This is a genomic window from Prevotella sp. P5-92 (genome assembly GCF_002251245.1).
Taxonomy (GTDB): domain Bacteria; phylum Bacteroidota; class Bacteroidia; order Bacteroidales; family Bacteroidaceae; genus Prevotella.
Window position 1 is genome coordinate 16,491 of the sequence record NZ_NPJG01000001.1, and the last position, 26,330, is coordinate 42,820.

At 48.2% G+C, this 26,330-nt stretch carries 22 protein-coding genes and 1 pseudogene; 15 read left to right on the forward strand and 8 right to left on the reverse strand.

From position 1 onward, the window contains the following. Positions 1-69: 69 nt before the first annotated feature. Positions 70-1,503 (forward strand): lipopolysaccharide biosynthesis protein, encoded by a 1,434-nt coding sequence (locus CIK99_RS00060; RefSeq protein ID WP_094378497.1) that lies wholly within the window; start codon positions 70-72, stop codon positions 1,501-1,503. Here the strand turns inward: CIK99_RS00060 and CIK99_RS00065 are convergent. The 5 genes from CIK99_RS00065 to dapF form a co-directional block, all read right to left on the reverse strand. Continuing rightward, positions 1,488-2,582 (reverse strand): glycosyltransferase family 4 protein, encoded by a 1,095-nt coding sequence (locus tag CIK99_RS00065; RefSeq protein WP_094378499.1) that lies wholly within the window; start codon positions 2,580-2,582, stop codon positions 1,488-1,490. The two genes, CIK99_RS00060 and CIK99_RS00065, sit on opposite strands and share 16 nt — an antisense overlap. Before the next feature lie 255 nt (positions 2,583-2,837). Next, on the reverse strand, positions 2,838-5,027 hold the full coding sequence (locus CIK99_RS00070; RefSeq protein ID WP_094378501.1) for a glutamine synthetase III: 2,190 nt from the start codon (positions 5,025-5,027) through the stop codon (positions 2,838-2,840). A gap of 37 nt (positions 5,028-5,064) precedes the next feature. Beyond that, a complete protein-coding gene (locus CIK99_RS00075; RefSeq protein WP_094378503.1) occupies positions 5,065-5,775 on the reverse strand; it encodes a hypothetical protein in 711 nt (236 codons plus the stop codon). Positions 5,776-5,826: 51 nt separating this feature from the next. Further along, on the reverse strand, positions 5,827-7,056 hold the full coding sequence (locus CIK99_RS00080) for an LL-diaminopimelate aminotransferase (protein ID WP_094378505.1): 1,230 nt from the start codon (positions 7,054-7,056) through the stop codon (positions 5,827-5,829). A 43-nt stretch (positions 7,057-7,099) separates the two neighbouring features. Then, entirely contained in the window at positions 7,100-7,960 is an 861-nt protein-coding gene (gene dapF / locus CIK99_RS00085) for a diaminopimelate epimerase (RefSeq protein WP_094378507.1), read from the reverse strand. Between the two features lie 315 nt (positions 7,961-8,275). Here dapF and CIK99_RS00090 point away from each other — a divergent pair, with 315 nt between their 5' ends. The 4 genes from CIK99_RS00090 (at position 8,276) to CIK99_RS00105 (ending at position 13,248) form a co-directional block, all read left to right on the forward strand. Further along, positions 8,276-8,632, forward strand: a complete 357-nt coding sequence (locus CIK99_RS00090; RefSeq protein ID WP_094378509.1) for a P-II family nitrogen regulator — start codon at positions 8,276-8,278, stop codon at positions 8,630-8,632. A gap of 103 nt (positions 8,633-8,735) precedes the next feature. Then, the gene (locus CIK99_RS00095; protein ID WP_094378511.1) at positions 8,736-10,019 is read left to right on the forward strand and encodes an ammonium transporter; all 1,284 of its coding nucleotides are present in this window, start codon (positions 8,736-8,738) and stop codon (positions 10,017-10,019) included. Positions 10,020-10,116: 97 nt separating this feature from the next. After that, complete coding sequence (gene asnB / locus CIK99_RS00100; protein WP_094378513.1) at positions 10,117-11,784, forward strand: asparagine synthase B; 1,668 nt, start codon at positions 10,117-10,119, stop codon at positions 11,782-11,784. An 81-nt stretch (positions 11,785-11,865) separates the two neighbouring features. Next, positions 11,866-13,248, forward strand: a complete 1,383-nt coding sequence (locus tag CIK99_RS00105) for an ammonium transporter (protein ID WP_094378515.1) — start codon at positions 11,866-11,868, stop codon at positions 13,246-13,248. 76 nt (positions 13,249-13,324) lie between these two features. On the opposite strand, the gene CIK99_RS00110 is transcribed toward CIK99_RS00105, so the two are convergent. Continuing rightward, entirely contained in the window at positions 13,325-14,182 is an 858-nt protein-coding gene (locus CIK99_RS00110; RefSeq protein WP_094378709.1) for a PAS domain-containing sensor histidine kinase, read from the reverse strand. A gap of 2 nt (positions 14,183-14,184) precedes the next feature. Next, positions 14,185-14,703, reverse strand: coding sequence for a response regulator (locus CIK99_RS00115; RefSeq protein ID WP_094378517.1), 519 nt, complete (start codon positions 14,701-14,703; stop codon positions 14,185-14,187). Between the two features lie 179 nt (positions 14,704-14,882). Here CIK99_RS00115 and CIK99_RS00120 point away from each other — a divergent pair, with 179 nt between their 5' ends. The 8 genes from CIK99_RS00120 (at position 14,883) to CIK99_RS00155 (ending at position 23,820) form a co-directional block, all read left to right on the forward strand. Beyond that, positions 14,883-15,560 carry an ABC transporter ATP-binding protein gene (locus CIK99_RS00120; protein WP_094378519.1) on the forward strand — a complete coding sequence of 226 codons (678 nt, stop codon included), beginning with the start codon at positions 14,883-14,885 and terminating at the stop codon, positions 15,558-15,560. Next, positions 15,557-17,899 (forward strand): ABC transporter permease, encoded by a 2,343-nt coding sequence (locus tag CIK99_RS00125; protein WP_094378521.1) that lies wholly within the window; start codon positions 15,557-15,559, stop codon positions 17,897-17,899. The genes CIK99_RS00120 and CIK99_RS00125 overlap by 4 nt, the downstream gene beginning before the upstream one ends. Positions 17,900-18,071: 172 nt before the next feature. Then, positions 18,072-19,430 (forward strand): sigma-54 dependent transcriptional regulator, encoded by a 1,359-nt coding sequence (locus tag CIK99_RS00130; RefSeq protein WP_094378523.1) that lies wholly within the window; start codon positions 18,072-18,074, stop codon positions 19,428-19,430. Beyond that, positions 19,420-20,544: a PAS domain-containing sensor histidine kinase gene (locus CIK99_RS00135; RefSeq protein WP_094378525.1), complete on the forward strand. Its 1,125-nt coding sequence runs from the start codon at positions 19,420-19,422 to the stop codon at positions 20,542-20,544. Before CIK99_RS00130 ends, CIK99_RS00135 begins: the two co-directional genes overlap by 11 nt. Positions 20,545-20,933: 389 nt before the next feature. Beyond that, positions 20,934-21,773: a head GIN domain-containing protein gene (locus CIK99_RS00140; protein ID WP_094378527.1), complete on the forward strand. Its 840-nt coding sequence runs from the start codon at positions 20,934-20,936 to the stop codon at positions 21,771-21,773. 17 nt (positions 21,774-21,790) lie between these two features. After that, positions 21,791-22,306 carry an RNA polymerase sigma factor gene (locus CIK99_RS00145; RefSeq protein WP_094378529.1) on the forward strand — a complete coding sequence of 172 codons (516 nt, stop codon included), beginning with the start codon at positions 21,791-21,793 and terminating at the stop codon, positions 22,304-22,306. After that, positions 22,303-22,956: a hypothetical protein gene (locus tag CIK99_RS00150; protein WP_094378531.1), complete on the forward strand. Its 654-nt coding sequence runs from the start codon at positions 22,303-22,305 to the stop codon at positions 22,954-22,956. Before CIK99_RS00145 ends, CIK99_RS00150 begins: the two co-directional genes overlap by 4 nt. A 12-nt stretch (positions 22,957-22,968) precedes the next feature. Further along, positions 22,969-23,820 (forward strand): hypothetical protein, encoded by an 852-nt coding sequence (locus CIK99_RS00155; RefSeq protein ID WP_144007841.1) that lies wholly within the window; start codon positions 22,969-22,971, stop codon positions 23,818-23,820. Positions 23,821-23,875: 55 nt separating this feature from the next. On the opposite strand, the pseudogene CIK99_RS00160 reads toward CIK99_RS00155, so the two are convergent. Further along, positions 23,876-24,094 (reverse strand): annotated as a pseudogene (locus CIK99_RS00160) (winged helix-turn-helix domain-containing protein); the annotation flags it as partial. A gap of 165 nt (positions 24,095-24,259) precedes the next feature. Between CIK99_RS00160 and CIK99_RS00165 the strand changes: the two are divergent. Together CIK99_RS00165 and CIK99_RS15640 are read left to right on the forward strand one after the other, a co-directional pair. Beyond that, a complete protein-coding gene (locus CIK99_RS00165; protein WP_094378535.1) occupies positions 24,260-25,342 on the forward strand; it encodes a DHH family phosphoesterase in 1,083 nt (360 codons plus the stop codon). Positions 25,343-25,384: 42 nt separating this feature from the next. After that, positions 25,385-26,239, forward strand: coding sequence for a helix-turn-helix domain-containing protein (locus CIK99_RS15640; protein ID WP_254047660.1), 855 nt, complete (start codon positions 25,385-25,387; stop codon positions 26,237-26,239). Positions 26,240-26,330 lie beyond the last annotated feature (91 nt).

The following is a 26,330-nucleotide window of genomic DNA, read 5'->3' on the forward strand; positions in this document are numbered from 1 at the left end:
ATAATAAGGTGGTTTTTTGTCTAATGTCGGATAATTATTGTACTTTTGCAAGCAAAAACGACAAGATAGATGGATACACTGAAAGAGAAAACTGCCAAAGGCCTGTTTTGGGGAGCTATGAACAGTGGCACTATGCAGCTGCTGAACCTTGTGTTTGGCATCTTTCTCGCACGTATGCTTACACCTCACGATTATGGCATCGTGGGTGTGCTTACGATATTCACCCTCATCGCCGGAAATATCCAGAGCAGCGGTTTTACACAGGGACTTACCAATATCAAGCAACCTACGGCCAACGACTATAACTCAGTGTTCTGGTTTAATATCATTGCCGGATCGGCATGTTATGTGATGCTGTTTTTCTCCGCTCCGCTTATCGCATGGTTCTTTCACACGCCAGAGTTGACACGCCTGTCGCGGTTTGTGTTCCTTGGCGTGCTTATCTCAGCCTTCGGCATCACACGCAATGCCATAATGTTCAAGCGTATCATGGCACGCGAACGAGCCATAACTGGAATGGTGGCATTGCTGACGTCGGGCATGGTGGGATTATCGCTCGCTTATCTTGGATATGCCTACTGGAGTCTTGCTTGGCAGACCGTCACGTTCTCTTTCGTGCAGAACGTCTGCCGTTACTTCTTTACCCGTCATATCTGGCGGCCTACGCTGAAGATAGACTTTACTCCCGTTAAGACGATGTTCCCCTTCAGCGTCAAGGTGTTGATAACCTCGATAATCAATACAATAAACAACAATATACTTACGTTCATCTTCGGTAATCTGTTCCCGATGAAGGCTGTGGGCAATTATTCTCAGGCGTCGAAGTGGAACACCATGGCTTCAACCACCATCTCGGGAACGATAGAACAAGTGGCTCAGCCTGTGCTTGCGCAGATTAGCGACGACCCCGACCGTGAGCGCCGGGTGTTCAGGAAGATGCTTCGATTTACTGCATTCCTCGCTTTCCCCGCTCTGTTTGGAATGTCGTTAGTGGCTGAAGAACTGATACTTGTCACCATCTCCGACGTGTGGCTGGGTAGCGTACCTCTGCTCAAGACACTGTGTATAGGCGGTGCTTTTCTCACTTTCTATACACTTTATCAGCATCTTGTTATCGCCCAGGGACGGTCTGATATCTACATGTGGTGCAATATCGGGCAGATAGTAATCCAGCTCATCATCATTTTGCTTTTTCATAGTCAAGGCATCGTAAGTATGGTGGTTGCATACACCGTCTTTACTGTAGCATGGCTTGCGGTATGGCAATGGAATGTACGCAAACTCATCGGCGTGACTTTCGTCGAGGCGCTGTCTGACGTTTTGCCGTTTATGCTTGCCGCTGCAGCGGTGATGACAACGACCTATTTCGTCACTTCGGCCATTGCCGATCCGAGGCTGCTTCTTCCCGTAAGGATTGTCGTTGCTGCATCGCTTTATTTTGTCGTGATGAAAGTGGCAAAAGTAAAGATACTTGAAGAGTGTATTGCCTATTTCAGGAAATAGATGCGTTCGTATGCTTCCTGCATCTGTCTTATCGAGAAATGGCGTGCCGCATAAACATAGGCTTCGTTTGCTATCTCGGCGTGTGACAACGATGGAATAACATCCGTGAACAATGTCATGTAACTGTTGATATCGTTGTCTTTCACCTTCAAAGGCCATGTCGCGGGCAATGTTTCTTCCAGTCCAAAGCAAGAATTGATAATGTTAGGCAGTCGTGCCATCGACGCTTCTATAGCCACGATGCTTAGACCCTCAAAATACGATGGCATCAGCATATAGTCAAACGAGGCCAGAAAGGAGGATAGCCCGAAGAGAGGAGGGTTGAGGCTTACGTTTTGCTGACAGCCGAGCTTTTCCTCTACAAAGTGTCTCATGCTGCCATCGCCAAACAAGTGAAAGTGGTATCGTTTGTCGTCTTTCATTCGGCTTATTATCTCTACAAGGATGTCGATGCCTTTTTGTCTTTCATATCTTCCGGCAAACACGATGTTTCTCTTGTCTTTTTTCAGATTCCCGTATTCCCGTTGGGCGGTTTCGGCAACACCATTATATATAATAGGTGTGTCATGTTCATAGCGCTCAAAGTATGAACGTCTGACAGAGTCAGAGATGGCGATGTTTGAATCATGGAGGTTGAAAAAGTGCTCGCATGCCTCACCAATGCGCTGTTGGCCCGACCACAGACAGTTGTTGTGAATGGTCCTCACTATCTTACAGCGTTTGCAAATCCATGGGAATAGTCTCATGGTCAGCACGATGCCCATGTCGGGAGCTTCGGTGTGAGTGTGTATGACGTCGGGACGCCATCTCCACCATATCAGCAGGAACCTTAATGGGAAGAGAAGAGCCGCCAGGCGTTCGAAAACGAAATGCCATCTCGCGTCAGGCATCCATGCCCTATGACATGTGATACCGCTCGTGGTTAGTTCTTCAATGAACTGACTGGTGAACTCCGACTTTCCCCGCATCATTTCTACTATATGGCTTTCGATGCCTTTGGTCTTGCTCTTTGCAATGTTTGCCGCCACACGTTCTGCACCGCCCAAGTCAAAATGCGATATGATATGAAATACTTTCAATGTCTTTTACCTCCTGTGTATTGTCTTGATGTATAATTCTTATGCAAAAGTAATAAAAAAACGTAGAAAAGATGAATAACGGGATGTTTTTTCACTATTTTTGTGACATGAGCTGTTAGAGACGACGGAAACTGTGGATAAGGAAAGAATAAAGGACAAAGAAAACGGGGGACAGCTTCACAGCCATTCCCCGTCGCAAACTTCAAACAACCAAAAAAAGAAATAGATTGTCTGCGTATCGTTTATTATTGTCAATTATCGGATGAACAGAAGTTCACGATACTTTGGCAATGTCCAGAGGTCGTCTTCGACGATGAGCTCTAGTTTGTCGATCTGATAACGAATCTCTTCCATCTTTGGAGCCACGGTGTCGTGGTAGGCAACAGCCTTGTCGTATTCGTTCTCAATCTTGTTTGCCACCTTGCGGGCAGCGATGAGCTCGTCAACACCCTTTTCTATGGTCTGCGTGCGTTCAGCTATCTCTTCGATGAGCTTGAAGTTGCGCTCAGACAGTTTGTCGGCCTTCTCGGCAGGGTAAATGCTGCGCATGTTCTGCACGTTCTTCACCAACATCGACTGGTAGTGGGTGGCTATAGGAATGATATGGTTCATCGAGAGGTCGCCCATCACACGTGCTTCGATCTGGATCTTCTTTGTGTATGTCTCCCATTTCACCTCGTTACGTGCCTCAAGCTCCTTCTTTGTCATGATGTTAAGGCCTTCAAACATTTTTATGCTTGAGTCGTCGAGATAACGCTCGAAGATCTTCGGACAGCTCTTCTCCACGTCGAGACCGCGTTTAGTAGCCTCTACAACCCACTCGTCGCTATATCCATTACCGTCAAATCTGATAGGCTTGCAGGTCTTGATGTCAGCGCGAAGAACGTCAACGATGGCTTTTGTCTGATCTACACCAGATGCAATGGCAGCGTCAACACGCTTCTTGAAGTCAACAAGAGCTTCTGCTACAGCAGCGTTGAGGGCGGTCATGGCCGATGCACAGTTAGCCTCGGAACCTACGGCACGGAACTCGAAACGATTACCAGTGAACGCAAATGGAGATGTACGGTTGCGGTCGGTATTGTCGATAAGCAATTCAGGAATCTCAGGAATGTCCATGGTGAAACCTTGTTTGCCTGCCACATTGAACAGGTCGTCAGTATCGGCCGTCTCAATGTGGTCGAGCAGTTCGGTAAGCTGCTTGCCTAAGAACGAAGAGATGATTGCTGGAGGTGCCTCGTTGGCACCCAGACGATGAGCGTTTGTGGCACTCATGATAGACGCCTTGAGTAGTCCGTTGTGACGATATACACCCATCAGTGTCTCGACGATGAATGTCACGAAACGAAGGTTGTCTTTAGGAGTCTTGCCTGGAGCGTGAAGCAGTACGCCAGTGTCGGTAGAAAGCGACCAGTTATTGTGCTTTCCTGAACCATTGATGCCGGCGAATGGCTTTTCGTGGAGCAGGGCACGGAAACCGTGTTTGCGGGCCACCTTCTTCATGAGCGACATGAGGAGCATGTTGTGGTCAACGGCAAGGTTTGTCTCCTCGAAGATTGGAGCAAGCTCAAACTGGTTTGGCGCAACCTCGTTGTGACGAGTCTTGCAAGGAATGCCGAGTTCGAGAGCGCGAATCTCAAGATCCTTCATGAATGCCTGTACTCTGTCAGGAATGGTACCGAAATAGTGGTCTTCCATCTGCTGGTTCTTTGCTGAGTCGTGACCCATCAGTGTGCGACCAGTGAGCAGCAGGTCGGGTCGGGTAGAGTAGAGACCCTCATCCACGAGGAAGTATTCCTGTTCCCAACCGAGGTTGCTCTGCACCTTCTTCACGTCGTCGTAGAAATATTTGCAAACGTCAGTTGCAGCAACATTCACTGCGTGCAGTGTGCGCAACAGCGGAGCCTTGTAGTCAAGAGCCTCACCAGTGTAAGAGATGAATATGGTTGGGATGCAAAGTGTGTCGTCGATGATGAATACGGGTGATGTGGGGTCCCAAGCCGAATAGCCGCGAGCCTCGAAGGTGTTGCGGATACCACCTGAAGGGAATGAAGAAGCGTCAGGCTCCTGCTGTACGAGCAGCTTGCCAGAAAACTCTTCTACCATACCGCCCTTGAAGTCGTGCTCGATGAAGGAGTCGTGCTTCTCGGCTGTACCCTCGGTGAGTGGTTGGAACCAGTGAGTATAGTGTGTCACGCCATTTTCAACAGCCCACTGCTTGATGCCAGATGCAACGGCGTCAGCCATGCTGCGGTCGAGGCGAGCTCCATTGTCTATAACGTCAATAAGCTTTTCATAAACGTTCTTTGGCAGATACTTGTACATCTTCTCACGATTGAAGACATATTTGCCAAAATACTCGTAGGGACGTTCTTTGGGGGCCTCTACGGCGAGGGGTCTTTTCTTAAATGCCTCCTCTACAACCTGAAATCTTAAATTTGCCATTGTTTTAAAGTTTTTATTGTTGATGTTATTTTATTCCTTATGGTACAAGTGTGAATCCACATACGAAATATGCCTTCTGGTCGTGTGGGTTTCCTGTTACCTGTGCAAACACTGGGACAGAGAATGTGTCTGTTATCTTCAGTTCCTTTGATGCTTTGAGCGTAAGGTTTGTAACTGCAAATTTGTCGCATCCGCCATATACCCCGTTGTCTTCAAAAGGCACTGCGCCTACAGTGGCATTCCAGTCAAGACCGCCGAGTTTGAACGGTGCGTTGAGTTCCACGTACGACGAGTAGGCGCGATCGCCATCACCCTTATAGTCAGAACCTGCAAAATTGGTGTACCACTGGATGGCCAACGGACCGAAGTCATAGCCTATGTTGGCTTCAAAGATGTGTGCGGTGGAATGAGCTTCATACTTGAAGTATTTCGTGCTGCCACCGTCAAACCAATAGTCGGTGATGCCGATGTTGAATCCGCCTGTAGAGTAAGCGATGGTGAGGTCAAACTCCTTTGAGCCACCCCAGTTGCTCAGTTCTGTACTTCCCCATGCCGAGAGAGATAGTCCCTTGTATGCAACGCCTAACGTAGGCTGAATGCTTAGTTCTCCACATTTCGTACCACGCCATATATACTGGTTTACTACGTCGGCTGATACTGTTGCTTCCACTTCGTCCTGTGCTGTCATCGCTGTTGCTCCCGCCATAATCATCATGGCTGTGAAGCCCAATCTTTTCAAGTTCTTCATAATCGTAAATATTTTATTGTTTGTGTTGATTTATGTCTGTGTCGGTGAATGTCACTTCAGCCACTTCTTTATCCTTTCCATTGCCTCTATGCAGTCGTCTTTGTCGCCGAAGGCTGTGAGACGTATATATCCTTCGCCTGCAGGACCGAATCCCACTCCAGGTGTGCAGACCACATGAGCTTCGTAAAGCATCTGTTCGAAGAACTTCCAACTGCCCATTCCGTTGGGAGTCTTCACCCACAGGTATGGAGCGTTCTTTCCGCCATATACCTCAAGGCCGAGTTCTGTCAGAGTGCGGTACATCAGCTTGGCATTGTTCATGTAGTAGTCGATGGTAGCCTTGATCTGCTCTTTGCCTTCGGGCGTATAGATAGCTTCGGCTGCCCTTTGGCTGATATAGCTTGTGCCGTTGAACTTGGTGCACTGCCTACGATACCACAGATGGTTGAGCTCTATTCTATCGCCTTTGAGTGTGGCGGCTGTGAGTTCTTTTGGAACGACGGTATAGCCGCATCTTATTCCCGTGAATCCCGCTGTCTTCGAGTAGCTGTGGAACTCGATGGCCACCTTTCTTGCTCCTTTTATCTCATATATTGAATGAGGAATATCAGGATCCTGGATGTAAGCCTCGTATGCTGCGTCGTAGAAGATGAGCGTGTCGTTCTTTATGGCGTAGTTCACCCATTTCTTCAGTTCTTCCTTCGTTATCACCTCTCCCGTCGGGTTGTTGGGATAGCAGAGGTATATGATGTCAACTCTCTTGTCGGGCAATGCCGGAGTGAAATTGTTTTCCGCTGTGCAAGGCATATATACAACGTTGCTCCATTTGCCGTCCTCCACTACACCTGCCCTGCCTATCATCACGTTAGAGTCGATATATACGGGGTAAATAGGGTCGGTGACACCGATGCTGTTGTCCCATCTTACCAGCTCCTGAATATTGCCTGTGTCGCTCTTTGCACCGTCGTTAACGAATATCTCGCTTGGGTCGAGGTGTATGCCTCGTGGCAGGAAGTCGTTCTTTACTATTGCCTCACGTAGAAACTGGTAGCCTTGTTCGGGACCGTAACCACGGAAAGTGGCTTTCTCTCCCATCTCATCTACAGCCTTGTGCATGGCTTCTAATACCGCAGGGCAGATAGGTCTTGTAACGTCGCCTATGCCGAGGCTTATGACGCTTGCCTTAGGGTGTGACACCTTGAAGGCGTTGACTTTTTTTGCAATGTCTGCAAACAAGTAGTTGTTTGGCAGCTTAAGGAAGTGTTCGTTTACTAATGCCATATTATTCTTGATTCTTTTTATTGTTGTTGAAGTTTTGCCTTTGTTATTCTGGTAGCGCTATCTCTCCCTCGAAGGCGAAAGCCGCAGGTCCTGTCATATAGACATGGTTGTCAGCCTCGTTCCATTCGATATGTAACGTACCGCCGTCCATCACAATGTCGCTCTTTCTGGATGCCCGGCCTGTCACCGCTGCCGCCACGGCTGTAGCGCAAGCTCCTGTTCCGCAAGCCATTGTTATGCCGCTGCCACGTTCCCATACTCGTGTGCGGATGCTTCCGTCGCCGAGCACTTGTGCAAACTCAATGTTGCATCTCTCTGGGAAAAGCGAGTCGTATTCAAGGGCTTTCCCGTATTTTGTTACGTCGATGGAAGATATGTCGTCCACGAAGATCACGAAATGAGGATTGCCCATCGATACGAATGTGCCTCTAAATTCAGTATCTACGACGTCAACAAGTCCGTCGGTCATCGACCCATCCTCGCTTGCCAGTTGCGATTTGTTGGCAAGTACAGGCTCGAGCATATCTACAGTCACGCTCTCCACTGTCTTTCCCGATTTGTCGAGATGCAGGTTTAGGATCTTTATTCCCGAGAGCGTCAGCAACCTGATAACGGTCTTGTCGGTCAGTCCTTTTTCGAAGAGGTATTTTCCGATGCAACGTGATGCGTTTCCGCACATCATGGCTTCAGAGCCGTCGGCGTTGAATATCCTCATCGAGTAGTCGGCCTCTGGCATGTTAGGTTCACCTATCAGCACCAGTCCGTCGCTGCCCACTCCTGTGTGAGGGGCGCTCCATGCTATTGCTGCTTTCGTTGGGTCGGGTATATTATATAATAAGGTATTAACATATATATAATCATTGCCGGCGCCATGCATTTTGGTGAATCTTACAATTGTTGCCATTTTGTTAACTTTCTAATATTTTATATTGTTCTTTTGTTTAATTCCGCTGCAAAGTTACAACAATTTGACAGATAAATCAAGAGTTTTCGGATCTTATTATTCAAGAAAATAACGTTTTCTATCAAATTGTAAGAAAACTGAATATAAATTAATATAATCTGTAAGAGCTGTAATATAGATATTGATATATTGTTAAGAAACTGTTATGTTTGTTGTCGTTTTGCTTAAAAACACTTGTGTATTATGTCAAAAAGTAGTAATTTTGCACCCGAAAGATAACAAAATGTCAATAATCATTTAAATAGGAGACATATTATGAAAAAGATTGAAGCAATCATCCGTAAGACGAAATTTGAGGATGTAAAAGAAGCTCTGCTCGCTGCAGACATCGAGTGGTTCTCATACTACGATGTCAGAGGCGAAGGAAAGATGCGCCAGGCAAGGATATACCGTGGCGTGATGTACGATACGAGTTGTATCGAGCGTGTATTGATCAATGTCGTTGTTCGCGACAAGAATGTAGAGAAGACCGTAGCCGCCATTCAGCATGCAGCACATACCGGAGAGGTTGGTGACGGACGCATCTTTATCATCCCTATCGAGGATGCCATCCGCATACGCACTGCTGAGCGTGGCGATATAGCACTTTATAATGCAGAGCAAGAGAAATAATACGGAGAATGGATAACGCCCGTTAAGTACGGGATGAAGCAACACAAACACAACACACCAACACATTATTATATATACAACACAAATTTAAACGCATACGATTATGACAAACATATTTTTAGCGACAGATCCGGTGACAGACTTGTCACTCTCTGTAGATACGGTATGGATGCTGCTTGCAGCAATGCTGGTTTTCTTTATGCAGCCAGGATTCGCCTTGTGTGAGGCTGGTTTCACGCGTAGTAAGAACACGGCAAATATCTTATTTAAGAATTTCGTTGACTTCACCTTCGGTTCGCTTCTGTTCTGGCTGGTCGGCTTTGGCTTTATGTTCGGTAATGGAGGCGAGGGCTTTGTCGGAATGCCAAATTTCGGCGACATCTCGTTCTATGAGGGCGACCTGCCAACTGAAGGATTTCTGATTTTCCAGACTGTGTTCTGTGCCACTGCGGCTACTATCGTGTCGGGAGCGATGGCAGAGCGCACGAAGTTCTCGATGTATTGTGTCTATTCGGTATTCATCTCGCTGCTCATCTATCCTATATCAGGACACTGGACCTGGGGAGGCGGTTGGCTTTGCAATGGCGAAGACGGTTCCTTTATGATGAATACCTTCGGTGCCACATTCCACGACTTTGCGGGTTCGGCTATCGTCCACTCCGTTGGTGGCGTGCTGGCATTCATCGGTGCCATAGCTCTCGGTCCGCGTATCGGTAAATACAGCAAGGACGGCAAGAGCCGTGCCATTCCTGGTCACAACCTCATGGCGGCTGCCTTAGGTGTGTTCATTCTTTGGTTTGGATGGTTTGGCTTCAACCCTGGTTCTCAGCTTGCAGCTTCAGGCGAAGTCAATCGCACGGCTATCTCGCACGTGTTCCTCACTACCAACCTTGCTGCAGCAGCTGGCGGAATAGGCACGATGTTCACCTCTTGGATAAAGTACGGCAAACCTTCGTTCTCGCTCACACTGAACGGTGTGCTTGCAGGTCTTGTGGCAATCACGGCTGGCTGCGACCTTGTCAGTCCTTTCGGTGCCGCCATAATTGGTCTTTTGGCAGGTGTCCTTCTCGTGTTCTCTATCGAGTTTATTGACAGTAAGTTGCATATTGACGATCCCGTCGGCGCAAGTTCTGTTCATGGAGTATGTGGTATCTTCGGAACCATCATGACCGGTCTTCTTGCCCTTGACGGCGGTGCTCTCTACGGCGGTGGTTGGGGCTTCTTCGGAGCTCAGTGTCTCGGTGTTCTCGCAATCGACGCATGGGCAGCCATTGCCGGAGTGATAATGTTCTTTGGTATAAAGAAGATAGCAGGTCTGAGAGTGGATAAGAGAATAGAAGAAGAAGGTCTCGACATCTACGAGCATGGAGAGAGCTGCTTTAACTAAGTAAATGAAGAGTGAAGAATAAAGAATGAACGGAGAACTTATTCTTCACTCTTCATTAAATACAGCAAACGTCAAACATCAAAAAAAATAATTAATTATGTGTGGAATAGTAGCAATTTTTAATGTTCAGGAACAGACACCTGAACTGCGACAAAAGGCGTTGAGGATGAGCCAGAAAATACGTCATCGTGGTCCCGACTGGAGCGGTATCTACGATGGTGGTTCTGCAATACTCTGTCACGAGCGTCTGTCTATTGTAGATCCTGAATCAGGCAAACAACCGTTGTTCAGCCCCGATATGAAACAGGTGCTGGCAGTAAACGGTGAGATATATAATCACCAAGACATCCGTCGCGAATATGCCGGACAATACCAGTTTCAGACCGGCAGCGACTGTGAGGTGATCCTTGCCCTTTATCGTGAAAAAGGCATAAACTTTTTGGAAGACTTAAGTGGTATTTTCGCCTTCGCGCTCTATGACGCAGAGAAAGATGAGTTTCTTATTGCGCGCGACCCTATAGGTGTCATACCGCTATATATAGGATACGACGATGACGGAAAGGTCTATGTCGCAAGCGAGATGAAAGCCCTCGAAGGTAATTGCGACCGCTATGAGGTGTTCCTGCCAGGACATTATTATTCGAGTCGCGAAGGAAAGATGGTGCGTTATTACACCCGCGACTGGATGGATTACGATGCAGTCAAGGACAATAGCGCAAGTGTTCAGGATATTCATGATGCACTTGAGGCCGCTGTCAAGCGCCAGCTGATGAGCGATGTGCCTTACGGAGTGTTGCTCTCGGGAGGCCTCGACTCGTCAGTTATAAGTGCCGTTGCCGAGCGTTTCTCTGAGCGTCGCATCGAGGATGACAGCAACTCAAAGGCATGGTGGCCACGTCTTCACTCGTTTGCTGTAGGATTGAAAGGTGCGCCCGACCTTGCAAAGGCTAAGATGGTGGCAGACCATATAGGAACCGTTCACCACGAGATAAACTATACCATTCAGGAAGGTCTCGATGCCATACGCGACGTTATCTACTTTATTGAGACCTATGATGTAACCACGGTACGCGCTTCTACTCCGATGTATCTTCTTGCCCGTGTGATAAAGTCTATGGGAATAAAGATGGTGCTGTCGGGCGAAGGTGCCGACGAGGTGTTTGGTGGTTATCTGTATTTCCACAAGGCTCCCGATGCCAAGGCGTTTCATGAAGAGACGGTGCGTAAGCTATCCAAGCTCTACCTTTACGATTGTTTGCGAGCCAACAAGAGTCTGTCAGCTTGGGGTGTTGAGGGTAGGGTGCCATTCCTCGACAAGGAGTTTCTCGATATCGCCATGCGAACCAATCCCGAGGCCAAGATGTGTCCTGGAAAGACCATTGAGAAGAAGATTGTGCGTGAGGCATTTGCCGACTACCTGCCAGAAGCTGTTGCATGGCGACAGAAGGAGCAGTTCTCTGACGGAGTGGGATATTCCTGGATAGACACGCTCAAGCAGATCACCGCCGATCAGGTAAGTGACGAGCAGATGGCACATGCAGCCGAACGCTTCCCCATCAATCCTCCTCGCAACAAGGAAGAATATTATTATCGTTCCATCTTTGCTGAGCATTTTCCCAGCGACTCAGCTGCACGCACAGTGCCGAGTGTGCCGAGTGTGGCATGTTCTACGGCCGAGGCGCTTGCATGGGACGAGTCGTTTAAGAACATGAACGAGCCGAGCGGACGTGCTGTGGCTGGAGTGCATGAAGCCTCTCCGCTGTAGTCTTTCTCCAAGACACATTAATTTCTTAACTTCTTAACACCTTAACTTCAAGTAAGTTGGGTAAATACGACAAAAGAATATATGAAAAGACGTTGGATAATCCTTATGACCTGTATGGTGCTTATTTCCATAGCGGGTCTTTTCGCTCCCGAACCCAGTTTTGAGTGCGATTTTTCAAAGATAGATGCTGCTGACGTGGCATGGTTGATTACCGCCACGATATTTGTGCTTATGATGACCCCCGGTCTGTCGTTCTTCTATGGTGGCATGGTAGGTGCGAAGAACGTCATCTCAACAATGCTTCAGAGTTTCATTGCCATGGGCATTATCTCGGTGTTGTGGGTGGTGTTCGGCTTCTCGCTGTGTTTTGGCGACGACATCGCAGGTGTCATCGGCGATCCCACCACATTCCTGATGTTCCAGAACGTGGGAGGCGATGTTTATACCACGCCTACGGGAAAGATACTTGGCGGAGCCACTATTCCTTTGGCTCTCTATGCACTGTTTCAGATGAAGTTTGCCATCATCACGCCTTCGCTCATCACGGGTTCGTTTGCTGAGCGAGTGAGGTTCTCGGGCTATATGTTTTTCATGATTTTCTTCTTCGTGATGATATATTGTCCGCTGGCCCACATGACGTGGCATCCCGACGGGTTGTTCTTAAAGTGGGGAGTGGTTGACTTCGCTGGAGGAATCGTGGTACATGCCTCTTCCGGTGTGGCTGCGTTGGCAGGCGCCATATTCTTAGGTCGTAGAAAGTCGTGCACTCGCAAGTCAGAGCCAGCCAATATCCCGTTTGTTCTTCTCGGAGCCGCAATGTTGTGGTTGGGATGGTTTGGATTCAATGCTGGCAGTTCGCTTCATGCCGACGGCGTAGCGGTGAAGGCGTTCCTGAACACGAACACGGCTTCAGCCACCGCGATGATGACATGGATATTCTTCGACTGCCTGCGTGGTCGCAAACCGTCAGCCATGGGAGCAGCCGTAGGATGTGTGGTTGGTCTTGTAGCCATCACGCCGTCAGCGGGATATGTCACTGTGGGCGAGAGCATCTTCATCTCTTTTGTCATCACGCTCATCTGTAACACGGCTGTCTATTGGCGTTCTCACTCGCGCATCGACGATGCTCTCGACGTTTTCCCCACCCATGGCACTGGAGGTATCTTCGGTACGGTTCTAACTGGTATTTTCATCCAGGAAGGTCTTGTGGCTGGCACCCCCGATGGTTTTGTGGTGTTCCTTTACCATCTTCTTGCCGTAGCTATGGTAATCGCATATACCTTTGTCATGAGTTATTTCGGCTATTGGCTGATCGACAAGTTCATCCCTATGCGTGTCAGCGAATACAGTGAGCGCGTTGGTCTCGACTACAGTCAGCACGATGAGCATTATGGCTTGGCTCATGTGGGAGAGCGTGAGATAGCCGAGTATGAAGAGTATATCGTACGCAAGTATAGCAAATAAAAAAGGTACTTTTGAAACTAAATTGAATTAGACTTCCTTTCTTTCGCTCAATGTTGTCAACACTGAGGATGAAACATCAACATGACCCACAAGTGGATGAAACAATGAATGTGACATGGAATCCGATTTGTGGCATTTGGGCGAGAGAAAGGTCGTAGCCCTGCATCATCAGCACCTGCCGGGAGAGAGGCAGGCCGATGCCTGAGCCATGGCTCTTGGTTGTGAAGAAGGGAACAAAGATGTTGCGGGCGTTTTCCGGCGCTATCGGTGCCCCGTCGTTGCTTATGCAGAGTTGGCGGTTCCATCTCACTCCAATGTTCCTCGCCCCAGCCTCAATGGCGTTCTTCACAATATTTATAAAAGCCTGGCGAAGAAGATTGGTGTCTATGAATAGCGTTTGTGCTGAAGAAATGTCAATATGCCATTGAACAGAGGGATACATACAGGCCACGCCCGACACAAAGTCGAGAAGGTTGAGCTCCACCGGGTCTGGTTTCTGTATCTGTGTCATCTTGCGATAGCTATCCACAAAAATGTTGAGCGAAGATGTGGTATCATGAATAGCCTCGATGCCTTCTCGATAAGGCGAGGACTTGATGGATGGCGAGGCAAGATACGACTGGCATATACTGAGTATAGGCGTTGTGGCGTTGTTTATCTCGTGGGTAAGCACTCGGGTGAGTTTCTCCCACGACTCCACCTCATTCTGAGCCGTCAGTCTGCCGATATTGTTCTCCATATCGTTAAGCGTCTTTAGCAGCGCCCTCTCGCCAAAAAACATCCGCTTTCTTGGCATACGGAAGGTGAAGTCACCGTTGCGCACTGCCTCACCCATAAGGAATGCCATCTCGCGAAGGCGGCACTGATGGTGATAAAAGAGGTATATTGCCAGAGTTAATACTACGACAATCAACAATGCTGTTATTACAATCATATTCATTTCTTAATTTTTGAATAGAGTGTCTGGCGTGTTATGCCGAGAAGTTCAGCGGCACGCGAGACATTGCCGTGACATTTGTCCAACACCTTCCGTACATGCTCAGTTTCCACACTTTCGAGTGTCGCCACCTTATTATTATTGTCTATGGCATCCTTGAGTGTGCGGATAAGCTCGTCGTTGTCCCACGGTTTGGTGATGAAGTCAGCCGCACCTGCCTTGAGTCCTTTCACTGCAAGTTGCACATCGGCAAAGGCGGTGACGAGCACCACCGGTATGTCGGCATGCAAGCGATGGATGGTGCGAAGCCATGTGAGTCCTTCCTGTCCGTTGTTCATCCCCATGGTGAAGTTCATGTCGAGCAATATCACATCCACCCTCTCCTGCTGTAACTTTGCAAGCAGTCCGTCAGGATTAGCCAATGTGATTATCTTTTCAAACACATCTGCGAGACATATCTTCAATGCCGTGAGTATTGACGTGTTGTCATCCACTATTAATATTGTTCCGTATTTCATATCTGGTGCAAAATTAATCATTTTCCGTGTCTTCACGAAATTTATCGAAGGAAATGTATGATTATCACACAGAAGTCTGTATGATTTTCATACAATCGTTGTCTGCACATAAGAAAAGTCTTGGTGCTTTGGCTTCAATGATGTAATTTTGCAGTACGAAAACAACATGACAACAGAATATGATAAAGACAGAAAACATCACACGAGTCTTCCGAACGGAGGAAGTGGAGACGGTGGCGCTCAACGGAGTGAGCATCGAAGTGAACGACGGCGAGTTTGTTGCCATCATGGGGCCATCGGGCTGCGGCAAATCTACATTGCTTAATATCCTCGGACTGCTCGACAGTCCGACCGAGGGCAAATATTGGCTCGGCAGCGAGGAGGTGGGACATCTGAAGGAACGCGAGCGAACGGCTTATCGCAAGAGCCGCATAGGTTTCGTGTTCCAGTCGTTCAACCTCATCGACGAACTCACAGTGGAGGAGAACATCGAACTCCAACTGAAATATCTCGGTGTGGAGAAGAAGGAGCGCAAGCAACGCGTTCTCGACATACTGCGAAAGGTGAAACTGAGCCATCGCATGAAGCATTATCCACACCAGCTTTCGGGTGGTCAGCAGCAGCGCGTGGCTATAGCGCGAGCCGTTGTAGGAAGACCGAGAATCATCCTCGCCGACGAACCGACGGGTAACCTCGACTCTAAGAACGGTCAGGAGGTGATGCAACTTCTCTCCGAACTGAATCAAGAGGGGACGACTGTGGTGATGGTGACCCACTCGCTGCATGATGCGACGTTTGCCGGAAGAATCATTAATTTGTTTGATGGACAAGTGGTTGAAAGGAATGAGGAATTATGAAATCATATTTTAAGTTTTTATCCCGCAATAAGCTATATACGGCAATCGAGGCATTCGGGCTGTCGGTTGCCCTCAGCTTTGTGATTATCCTCGGAGCCTATGCAACGATGGAATACAGTGTGGGCAAGGGCAACGAGAATACAAAAGAGATTTATGCCGTAGGCTCCGGCGACTATCTCGGTATGACATGGGGAACCGCACAGGAGTTCTTCCCCTCCATTCCCGAGATAAAAGAGTGGACAAGAATTGGTGAAGCCAACAACATCCCGGGATTTATGGTAGGCGAAACGTTCTTCAAGACTGACGCATATTGCATCGACCCGAATTTCTTCGAGTTCTTCGGATATGATGTCCGTGGATGCAGTCGCGACAAGGTACTTACCTCCAAGAACGAGGCCATCATCAGCGAGTCGTTTGCCGCCAAAGCCTTTGGCAACGAAAACCCTATCGGAAAGACTATGAAATGCGACACTCTCACATTCAAGATAACGGGAGTGATGCCCGATTTCGGCAAGTCTGATGTATTCGCGCCATACGATGTGCTTGTTTCAATGAAATACAAGGAAGAAATGACGGTGAAGATGGATAACTTCGGCGAGACGGTGCCTTTTGTGCGCCTTGCCAAAGATGCAGATCCAGACAAGGTGAATGAAAAACTTCTCGACAAATACGTGGATTACTGGAAAGATTTTCACTATACACGCGAGAATGAAGGCAAGTTTCTTTGGTGGGGCTCGTCGTTGGTAAGAATGGATAAACTGTATTTCTCCGAAACAACCAATTGGCAGTTCCGCCAAGGCGACAAGAAATTGGTTGACATATTGCTTGCCGTGGCCCTCATACTTCTCGTGTGCGCCATATTCAACTATATCAACCTCACCGTGGCGCAAGCCGGAAAGCGCGCAAAGGAGATGGCCACCCGCCGATTGTTAGGCGATAGCGTGTGGGGAGTGGTAGTGCGATATTTCAAGGAGTCAGCATTGTTCACCTTTACCTGCTTCATCATTGGTGTGCTGATGGCGATATGCCTGCTGCCGGTGTTCAACGACATTCTCAACACGAAAATCTCTCTCGCATTGTCTCCTCAGATGTTGCTTGTCGCCGTGGCAGTACTCCTTGCGATATCGCTTTTATGCGGCATCATCCCCGCAATAGTCGTGTCGCGCTTCAATCCCATCGACGTGGTGAAGGGCAGTCTTAGGATAAAAAACAAGATGTGGTTCAGCAAGGTGTTTATCACGGCGCAAGGCGTAGTGAGTACGGTGCTCATAGCCGTAGGATTGACAATGACCCTGCAGATGCATCATCTATATACCTTGCCATACGGATATAATAAGGAAGACATCATCATAGCACAGACGGGAGAAATTGGTTATAGCCTTGAGCGACAGATGATGTTGGCAAACCGTCTGAAGGCCCTGCCCGAAGTGGTTGAAGCCACACCAGGAGGAGGTACTACATTACAGTCGGGTTGCAATGGGGTACACGACGCAAATGGCGACAGTAAATCATGGATTAGGATGTGCAACCTCGACTCCACGGCAATAAAGATGTTGGGGATAAAAGTCGTTGAGCAATATTGCGCTCCGACAGAAGGGAAAGTCTGGGTGACTGAAAGCGGTAAGCGGTTCTGGGGAGTGTCGGCAAAGAAGCCCTATTTTGGCATCAAGGATGGAAAACCTCAATATGAATGTTGCGGTGTTATTGCCGACTATCGTGCGGGCAATGCAATATCCACAGAGATGAAGAACACTTACAATGGCATCAGGGTGGTTTCGCACGACAGTTACTATTATACAATGCTCATCAAGACCCGTGGCGATCACGACAAGGCACTTGCCGCAGTGAAAAACGCTTGCTGTGCGATGACAAAAGAAATTAGGGGTATGCCTATCGATATGCATTGCGACTACATCGAGGACACCTTGCTCGAGGGGATAAAGTCGCAGCGAAACGCCATGTCGCTCGTCCTCACCTTCATGCTCGTCTCGATACTCATATCCGCCCTCGGCATGTTTGCCATGTCGGTATATTACGGTGAGCAGCAGCGCAAGCAGATAGCCTTGCGCAAGGTGATGGGCGCGACTGTAGCGAGCGCCGTATGGACTCTCTCGCGCCGATTCCTCGTGATGTCGTTGGTGGCTATCGTCTTGGCCATACCCCTGAGCATAAAGGCAATGCGTCATTATCTCAGCGACTTCACCTATCAGATTCCAATGCCTTGGTGGGTACTTATGGCAGCCGCCCTCTTCACCCTCGCCATCGCCTTCCTATCCATCATCAGTCGCACACTCAAGGTTGCGACAAGTAATCCCGTGGAGAGCATCAAGACGGAATGATAAAAATTAGGGATTGCCGTGCAATAACGTCCAATGGCCAGAAATCGACGAAGTCAATAAGTAATCATAACTGTTTGTTAAAAATAAATAAGGCAGACAAGTTTACTGATTACATTCTTGTCCGCCTTGGCTTTTTTTTTGTACTTTTGCATCGTTATCTCTGAAATAGACAATGAAGAAAAAAGGCAATATACTTATCATCGACGACAACGAGGCGATGCTCGTATCGCTGAGGATGCTATTGAAGAACGTGTGCGAGGATGTACAGACATCCACCAACCCCAACGCCATTCCTACGCTCATGCGGAGGAAAAGGCCCGACGTGGTGCTGCTCGACATGAACTTCGGGCGAGGCATCAACAACGGCAACGAGGGACTCCTGTGGCTGAGGGAAATAAAGCGTATGGAACCTGACGTGGCCGTAGTGCTCTTCACTGCCTATGCCGACATCGACCTTGCCGTGAGGGGAATAAAGGATGGTGCGGCCGACTTTATTGTCAAACCGTTTGAGAACGAGGTGCTGATAGAGAAACTCAGAGCCCAGTTGCCTGCCAAGGGAGGAAAGGATCGCACAGACGGTCAGACGTCGTCGCTGTCATCAACGGTAAATGGAGGAATAGTAAGCCGTTGCGACGCCATGGCAACAGTGATGGAGATGGTGGAGAAGGTCGCGCCAACAGATGCCAACATCCTCATCACCGGCGAGAACGGTACAGGCAAGGAAGTGCTGGCGCGAGAGATTCACCGCCTGTCGCGGCGACGTGCCAAACAGATGGTGACGGTGGATATGGGAGCCATCACCGAGACACTATTTGAGAGTGAGCTGTTCGGATATGTACGAGGGGCATTCACCGACGCCAAGAGCGACAAACCGGGAAAGATGGAACTGGCCGAGGGCAGCACACTCTTCATGGACGAGATAGGCAACCTCTCGTATCCTCTCCAAGCCAAACTGCTCACAGCCCTGCAACGAAGGACCGTGACACGAATAGGCGGCACAAAGGAGATTCCTATAGACATCCGCCTCATTTCCGCCACCAACCGCGACCTGCAGCAGATGGTGAAGGAAGGCTCGTTTCGCGAGGATCTGCTCTATCGCATGAACACCATCTGCCTTCATCTGCCTCCATTGCGCGAGCGCAAAGAGGATATAATACCTCTTGCTGAGCAGTTTATGAAGAAATTCTCCGACTTCTACAATAAGACTCCAATAGAAATAGACGAGAAGACCCGCCGTCAACTGCTCGAATATCCATGGCCAGGAAACATCCGCGAACTGGAACATACGATGGAGAGAGCGGTGATAATAGGTGAGGCTCCACTATCCTCTGGTGGAGGATTGAGCCATGCGAGTTACGGTGAACAGCCAATCCCTCCCACTGGCGTGCAGAGGGGCACTTTGGCTTCCATGGAGCGCGACCTCATCGCCCGAACCATTCATGAATGCGACGGTAATCTTTCGCTCGTGGCACAACGGTTAGACATAGCACGACAGACCTTATACAACAAGATAAAGAAATATGGACTATAACGTCATCATAGCCATCGTCGCCACAGCCGCGATAGCTGCCGTGGGCTATAGTCTGCTGTATCGCCGTTACCGCCGCACCATCGGCAAGGTGACGTTCCTCTTTAATGCCATCGACAACCTCGACTTTGCGTTCCACTTCCCTGAGCATGGGCGCGACCGTCTTGTCAACGAGTCGCTCAACCGCATCAGACGCATCATCGAAAAGGCGCGACACGACCTTATGGAGCGTGAACGATACTACGAACAGATTATCAATGCCGTATCGACAGGCATAATGGTGGTAGATGAGCGAGGCGGCGTGCTTCAGCATAATGAGGCGGCACTCCGTCTGCTTGGTGTGGAAGTGCTGACATTCGAGAGTCAGGTGATGGATAAACTCGCATCTGAGAATTTCTTGAGACGAGAGACCGCAGCATTACTCAATGGCAAGAAAGTGCGTATCATCGCCTTCAGCGACATCCGCAATGAATTGTCATCACGCGAGTTGGAGTCATGGACAAAGCTTATCCGTGTGTTAACGCATGAGATAATGAATAATGTGGCACCGATAACATCGCTCAGTGAAACACTTATCCATAAGGCCGACGACGATGATATAAAAGAAGGATTGTCGGTCATCAATACCACAGGCAAGCAACTGCTCAACTTCGTGAATAACTACCGCCGCATGACGCTCATTCTCAAACCACAACCTAAGCTATTCTATGTCAAACCGTTTCTTGAGCGCATGATAACCATCAGCTCTGAGTATTCCAAAGACTCGAACATCAACCTTGACATCCCCGTCTCCGACCTACTCCTCTATGCCGACGAAAGCCTCATAGCCCATGTGGTCACCAATCTGCTGAAGAACGCCGTAGAGGCAGGTGCTACCTCTATATCCTTGTCAGCTTACACCACTCCCGACGACTCTATCATTATCGACATCAGTAACAACGGCAACCCCATTCCCTCCGAGGAGGCCCAACAAATCTTCGTCCCTTTCTTCACCACCAAGCCTACAGGCAGCGGCATCGGTCTGAGCATCTCGCGCCAGATAAAGAAACAAAGCGGCGGCAGTATCGAACTGATTACACCCGCCCCCACCGCCACTCTCTTCCGACTCAAATTCTGACCGCAAACGTAACAGCGTGACAAGCGTGACAACGTTTTGCTGGATAGACCAAATAGGCAAAAATGAGCCTATTTATATATATTATAAATTCTCCAGTTAGGGAAATAATTTTCTCCAGTTAGGGAACAAATTATCTCCAGTTAGAGAAATGATTTGAAAATATTATAACAAAGATGCTCATTCCGCATGTGTCAAATATATTCAAAGCAGTATTTATCCTTGCAAGTATAGAGTGTTACAAAGCGTGACAGCGTGACATGTGTGACAGCGTGACAAGCGTGACAGCCTTTAAGCTCTAAAAAATGAAAATAAACACAGTCTTTGGCATTAACTTTTCGACTTTCGTTCGTTATTATAGATAAAGGAACAACAATAAAAGTGATTAGAACATGAAAAAGGTATTATTTATTTTGGCTATTGCCATGTGTATGGGAGCGATTACCGCTCTCGGAATGGACAGAGTGAAGAAGACTGTACCGCTGCCCCAATTTAATAAGGTGATGATCAAAGCTGGCATCACAGTCAACTACGCCCAAGGCTCGAAATACGAATGTATCATCATCGCTTCGCCAAAGGACATGGAGAATGTTAAGGTGGAAGTGAAGGACCAACAGTTGAACATCTCCGTGGAAAGCGAGAAGAAAAAGATAAACGGAGTGACGTTTAGTTCCGCCAAACTCTCTGACGAGGTTGTTGTGAAGGTCACATCACCCGAACTCAAGGTGGCAGAAAGTCTGGGCAGCGGGGATTTTATCGCCACAACAGATATCAAGACGAACGATATTCGTTTCAAGGTAACTGGCTCGGGCGACATCAAACTCAGGAAAGTGACTGCCGACTGGTTGATATTGACCATTTCCGGCTCAGGAGATATTGACCTGCAGCAAGCTAATGCGGAAAAAATCAACGCATCAGTGGCGGGCTCGGGCGACATCGACATCGACAATGTTGCTTCCGTATGCAAAAAGGCTGAACTTTCGGTGGCTGGTTCGGGTAATATTGACGCGACGTTCTCTGACTGCCACGAACTGAAATGCAGCGTAGCCGGGTCGGGTGAGATAGAACTAAAGGGTAAGGTGGTCAACTACAGTTCTTCGATTGCCGGCTCAGGTGAAATTAAGAAGAATGAACTTGTTATAACTGGCAACAGTAGCGAGAGCAACACCAACGGTCGTTCGATTTTACGAAAGAAGCCAAGGACAGTGAACAACATTAATGCAAGACCATAAAATCTCTATATAAAAGGATGACACAAAGCGAGTTTGAGGCAATTGCCATTCAGTTAAGAACTGTGGCACATGGCGTGGCAAGGCAGATACTCTCGTCGGCTGACGATGCAGAAGATGCCGCAGGCGACGTTATGCTGCGCCTATGGACGCTACATGCCCAGCTCAAGGACGACGACCATGCCCTCAAACTCGCCACTGTCATCTCACAACGTCTTTCAATCGACATCATCAGAAAACAAAAGAAACGCATTTCCATATTTGCCGATGCCGGGGAAGGCTTGGCGCAGAAGGCAGGGCAGGAGTCGAGTCCTTCGGAGCGAATGGAGCTGGAGGAAGACGAGCGGTGGCTTGTCAGGCAGATGGAGAAGCTGCCGCCAAGAGAACTGCAAGTGCTCAAAATGCGCCAGATGGAACATCGCTCCAACAAAGAGATAGCACGACTGTTAGGCATAGGCGAGGCATCAGTAAAAGTGATGCTGTCCAATGCACGAAAGAAATTGTTTAACGACATAAAAATGAGGAACAGACAATGAAAGATATTGAAAAACTGCTCAAGAGGTTTATGGACGGAGAGACATCAGTGGAGGAGGAAACAGCTCTCACAGATTTTTTCCGCAGTGCCACTGACGAAGACAGACCTGCTAACATCTCGGGGGAAGACTGGGAAACATACAGGACAATGTTCCGCCAGTTTGAGGAGTGGGAAACAGGAGAGCAGGAGTCTCAAATGCACATCGCTGAGACAGTCAACGGGCAAGTCGCCCACGCTCACGGTAACAAGGTGGCATGGCTTTCTGCGGCAGCGGCTGTGGCAGCAATCTTTGTCTTGGCCTTTTTGCTTAATGTCGGCAGAAACAATAGGCAAGTCGTTGCCGAGGCGACACCTCCTGACACAGCAAAAGCCATCATTCTGCCTGTTGACACTTTCAGGGAAGGTAGCGGCAATAATGTCCCATCCTCTCATTCCCCGCAAAAGGCAAAACCACAAAAGCAACGCAAATTACCATACGCCCCTCCCGTTCCAAGGAGACTTATTGCACAGGCTACACAAACCAACGGGATTGGCGAGGACAGCATGCGAGTGGCTCTTGAAGAAGCTGAACGTCTGATTAATGCGATGACTGTGTATCAAGAAGTCAGAATAAGTGAGATTTGTAATATTGAATATGAAGAAGAATATTAAAAAAATATTATTATGAAACGATATAGTATATTATTTATTGCCATGACAATTAGCGTTGTGGCATCGGCCCAAGAGAGTATCGAGAAATTGTTTAGTAGCCTCGACGCAAGAGGCGACAAGACGTTGTTGTCTAAGAATCATTATGAAGACAACAACGACAATCCGACCACCTTTTGCAACTACGAGGAGATCGTGATGACAAAGTCAGCCTTCGGCAAACTCGGTGCGACATTTGTCACGACATTCACGAACGAGAAGGATGCATATAAACTATATAGCAAGACACTTAACGCTCCAAGCTCATTCAAGTCGGAGTTCAGTGTGCCTTACGGTACACAAAACGAATATTCCGTAACCTTTGGTTCACATGCCACCCACAACTATCTCGTCGCCCTTTTCCGCGACAAGAAAAATTCCGATAAACGCCATGCCTATGCCATCGTGTGGTATGAGAGAGGCAGCGATATAATAATCTTGCATTATCATATCTACGGCAACGACCCAGCCCGAGTCCCACAACAGCGCGTCATCACATACGATGGCAAACAGATAATCGACAACAAAGGATACGTAGTGACAGGATTGGAAAACCTGGAGCCTACCATCAACGACGATCTCGACTTCATGAAGCGTTTCGGCACACTGCGCGCGTCGTTCGTCTCCACCGAAGGTGACAAAACATTGGTACTCTATGGACTCGTGGTAAAGATTGCCGAACTATGCAAGAAGCACGGCAGGCTGCTCACCGACAACGAGCGCGCCACATGCGACAAGAGCCTTTCTGAACTAATAAAAAACTACTCCTTAGGCGACGTATATCTCACAGGCATGCTTGAGGAGGCAAGGATTGCGCTGAAGAAATAGCTAAATACAGTAATCGGTAATTTTCACCCTTCATTATCATGAACAAGAATCATCACTAACAAATCAGTTTGTACCCTATCCCCCTTACGTTAATTATCCTGAGCCGAGGGTCGCGGGAGAGCTTGCGGCGCAGTTTGGTGATGAAGACATGGAGGCTGCGGGTGTTGAAATAACTGTCGTCGCCCCATAGTTCGAGCAGTATGTCACGATTGTTGACCACCTCGCCCTTGCTGCTGCAAAGCAGGCGAAGGATTTCCGACTCCCGATGCGATAATGGGATAATCTCAGCGTCTGCATTATCGGTTGCGTTAAATATGTCCCTAATTATTGTTAAATAGCAAATAAATATTCATGACGCAATTGAAATACTTTTGTGTTTTCGATAATAATAGCTACCTTTGCATTATCTTGTAAAATAGACAAATAAGATTGGTTACTTATGAAGAAAGTGTTTTATGTGTTTGGACTTGCCTTGATGGTGATACTCGCTTTCTCGTCGTGCAGCGACAACGAGAGTGTGGAAACGGGTAAGTTCAAGTGGGTGTTTGATGCGCTGGATTGGGGCAAGGGAACGACGACATACGTCATAGGTCATAAAAGTCCCGATACAGACGCAGCTTGCTCTGCCATAACTTACGCATACCTTATGAATGCCTTGGGCTATAAGTGCGAGGCGAGGGTTGCGGGTAAGTTGAACAACGAGACGAAGATGGTGCTGCAGCGATTTGGTATTGAAGTGCCAAAGGTGATGGACAACGCCGATGGCGAACGAATGATAATGACAGACCACAGCGAACTGCAACACGCCATTGAGGGAATGGACAGGGCGAAGATATTGCAGATAATAGACCACCACGCTTTGGGAAGTGCTGTAACATCGGCTCCGCTCTACTGCCGTATAATGCCCGTCGGATCGACTTGCAGCGTGGTATATACGAGCTTCAAGGATTACGGAGTGACCATAGGCAAGGACATGGCTGGACTGATGCTGTCTGCCCTGCTAAGTGATACGAACAACATGACTTCGACAACGACAAGTGCCTTGGACAGAGTGATGTACCGTGAGCTGTTGCCACTTTCGGGCATAACCGACGCGGAGAGCTACTATAGGGAAATGGCAGACTCGTTGGCGTCATACTCGGGAATGACCGACGAGGAGATTTTCTTCTCTGACTATAAGGACTACGCCGCTAAGTCGGTGGGCAAGGAGATAGGTGTTGCCGTGGTAAACTCGCTCGACGAGGCGGCACAAGTAAGCCTGCGCAACCGGATGGCGACATTCATGCCCACTGCCTTGGAGAAGAAAAAGAGGGAAATGGTGTTTGCCATGATAATAAACAAGAGAGACAACTACACGGACATAAAATATTATGGCGACGGTGCGAAGGAAACCGTCGAGAAGGCTTTTGGCAAATCGGACAAAGACTACATAAGATGCGAGGGACAGTTGTCGCGCAAAAACGATTTCATTCCTGCCATAAACAAGGCTTTGGCAGGAATGACAAACACATTGGACAATTAAGAAAACTTGGAAAAGTGTATCTGATGTATAGAAAAATACAATATGAAGAAACTGCCGATACTTATATTTATAGTGCTTTGCTTCACTGCCATGGCAACAAGCTATGGTAGCTATCGCAAGGCACAGAGAAACATCGAGAGCGACTTGCAACAGGCTCTCGCCAAGACCATCAACGAGAAGGGCGTGGAAACAATGCGCCAAGACTCTATACGCGCCTACCGAAGCATCGCCCGCACAGAGGGCGAGATGATGACTATAGCTGTGGGCGACGAGACCCTGCGCAGACATCTCCGTAATCAGCAGTTGGGCGAGATGGCATTTATCACCTATACAGTAGGACGCGAAAGAGGACGATGGAAGGTGACGTTCGATACTGAGGCAAAGTGTTCGGCTGCAATGATATGGAGCCTATCAGACCAAAGGCTATCTGCATGGCTCACCGTCATGGCATTGCTTTCGCTCGCCTTGTCGTTCAGGGACAAAAGGCAAAGTCAACCGACGACAAACCGAGAGCCATCAAGTTCGCTTGAATGGCCGAGGTGCGAAGGAGGAAGGCAAAGTCAACCGACGACAAACCGAGAGCCATCAAGCTCGCTTGAATGGCCGAGGTGCGAAGGAGGAAGACAAAGTCAACCGATAACGATGGATTGTTTCAGTGCTACCCATCTCACTCCTATGCAGCGCCAGCTCATGGAGATGTTTGTTGCCTCCGACTCTCACCGTCTGTCAAAGCATGAAATATGTGATGTACTATGGCCAAAGAAGGATGATGCTAACGAGACATTATATGCCTTGATAAGCAGATTGAAACGCGAATTGGACAAGACAAGCAATTACGACATCATATCTGACCGGGGCAGGGCTTATGTTCTAAAGCAAAGAAAATCAGGAAGTTGACTTTCTGACAGAATAATTGTCAGACAAATGTCAGTATAAAAAAACGGTTTATCTCAGAGTTACTTATTACTTTTGCATTCCGAAAGCGTGG

Bases quoted from the DNA above. Each gene is read 5' to 3' on its own strand.
- CIK99_RS00060 (WP_094378497.1), top strand. From the start codon at position 70: ATGGATACACTGAAAGAGAAAACTGCCAAAGGCCTGTTTTGGGGAGCT.
- CIK99_RS00070 (WP_094378501.1), bottom strand. From the start codon at position 5,027: ATGGCAAATTTAAGATTTCAGGTTGTAGAGGAGGCATTTAAGAAAAGA.
- CIK99_RS00075 (WP_094378503.1), bottom strand. From the start codon at position 5,775: ATGAAGAACTTGAAAAGATTGGGCTTCACAGCCATGATGATTATGGCG.
- CIK99_RS00080 (WP_094378505.1), bottom strand. From the start codon at position 7,056: ATGGCATTAGTAAACGAACACTTCCTTAAGCTGCCAAACAACTACTTG.
- dapF (WP_094378507.1), bottom strand. From the start codon at position 7,960: ATGGCAACAATTGTAAGATTCACCAAAATGCATGGCGCCGGCAATGAT.
- CIK99_RS00090 (WP_094378509.1), top strand. From the start codon at position 8,276: ATGAAAAAGATTGAAGCAATCATCCGTAAGACGAAATTTGAGGATGTA.
- CIK99_RS00095 (WP_094378511.1), top strand. From the start codon at position 8,736: ATGACAAACATATTTTTAGCGACAGATCCGGTGACAGACTTGTCACTC.
- asnB (WP_094378513.1), top strand. From the start codon at position 10,117: ATGTGTGGAATAGTAGCAATTTTTAATGTTCAGGAACAGACACCTGAA.
- CIK99_RS00105 (WP_094378515.1), top strand. From the start codon at position 11,866: ATGAAAAGACGTTGGATAATCCTTATGACCTGTATGGTGCTTATTTCC.
- CIK99_RS00110 (WP_094378709.1), bottom strand. From the start codon at position 14,182: ATGATTGTAATAACAGCATTGTTGATTGTCGTAGTATTAACTCTGGCA.
- CIK99_RS00115 (WP_094378517.1), bottom strand. From the start codon at position 14,703: ATGAAATACGGAACAATATTAATAGTGGATGACAACACGTCAATACTC.
- CIK99_RS00120 (WP_094378519.1), top strand. From the start codon at position 14,883: ATGATAAAGACAGAAAACATCACACGAGTCTTCCGAACGGAGGAAGTG.
- CIK99_RS00125 (WP_094378521.1), top strand. From the start codon at position 15,557: ATGAAATCATATTTTAAGTTTTTATCCCGCAATAAGCTATATACGGCA.
- CIK99_RS00130 (WP_094378523.1), top strand. From the start codon at position 18,072: ATGAAGAAAAAAGGCAATATACTTATCATCGACGACAACGAGGCGATG.
- CIK99_RS00135 (WP_094378525.1), top strand. From the start codon at position 19,420: ATGGACTATAACGTCATCATAGCCATCGTCGCCACAGCCGCGATAGCT.
- CIK99_RS00140 (WP_094378527.1), top strand. From the start codon at position 20,934: ATGAAAAAGGTATTATTTATTTTGGCTATTGCCATGTGTATGGGAGCG.
- CIK99_RS00145 (WP_094378529.1), top strand. From the start codon at position 21,791: ATGACACAAAGCGAGTTTGAGGCAATTGCCATTCAGTTAAGAACTGTG.
- CIK99_RS00150 (WP_094378531.1), top strand. From the start codon at position 22,303: ATGAAAGATATTGAAAAACTGCTCAAGAGGTTTATGGACGGAGAGACA.
- CIK99_RS00155 (WP_144007841.1), top strand. From the start codon at position 22,969: ATGAAACGATATAGTATATTATTTATTGCCATGACAATTAGCGTTGTG.
- CIK99_RS00165 (WP_094378535.1), top strand. From the start codon at position 24,260: ATGAAGAAAGTGTTTTATGTGTTTGGACTTGCCTTGATGGTGATACTC.
- CIK99_RS15640 (WP_254047660.1), top strand. From the start codon at position 25,385: ATGAAGAAACTGCCGATACTTATATTTATAGTGCTTTGCTTCACTGCC.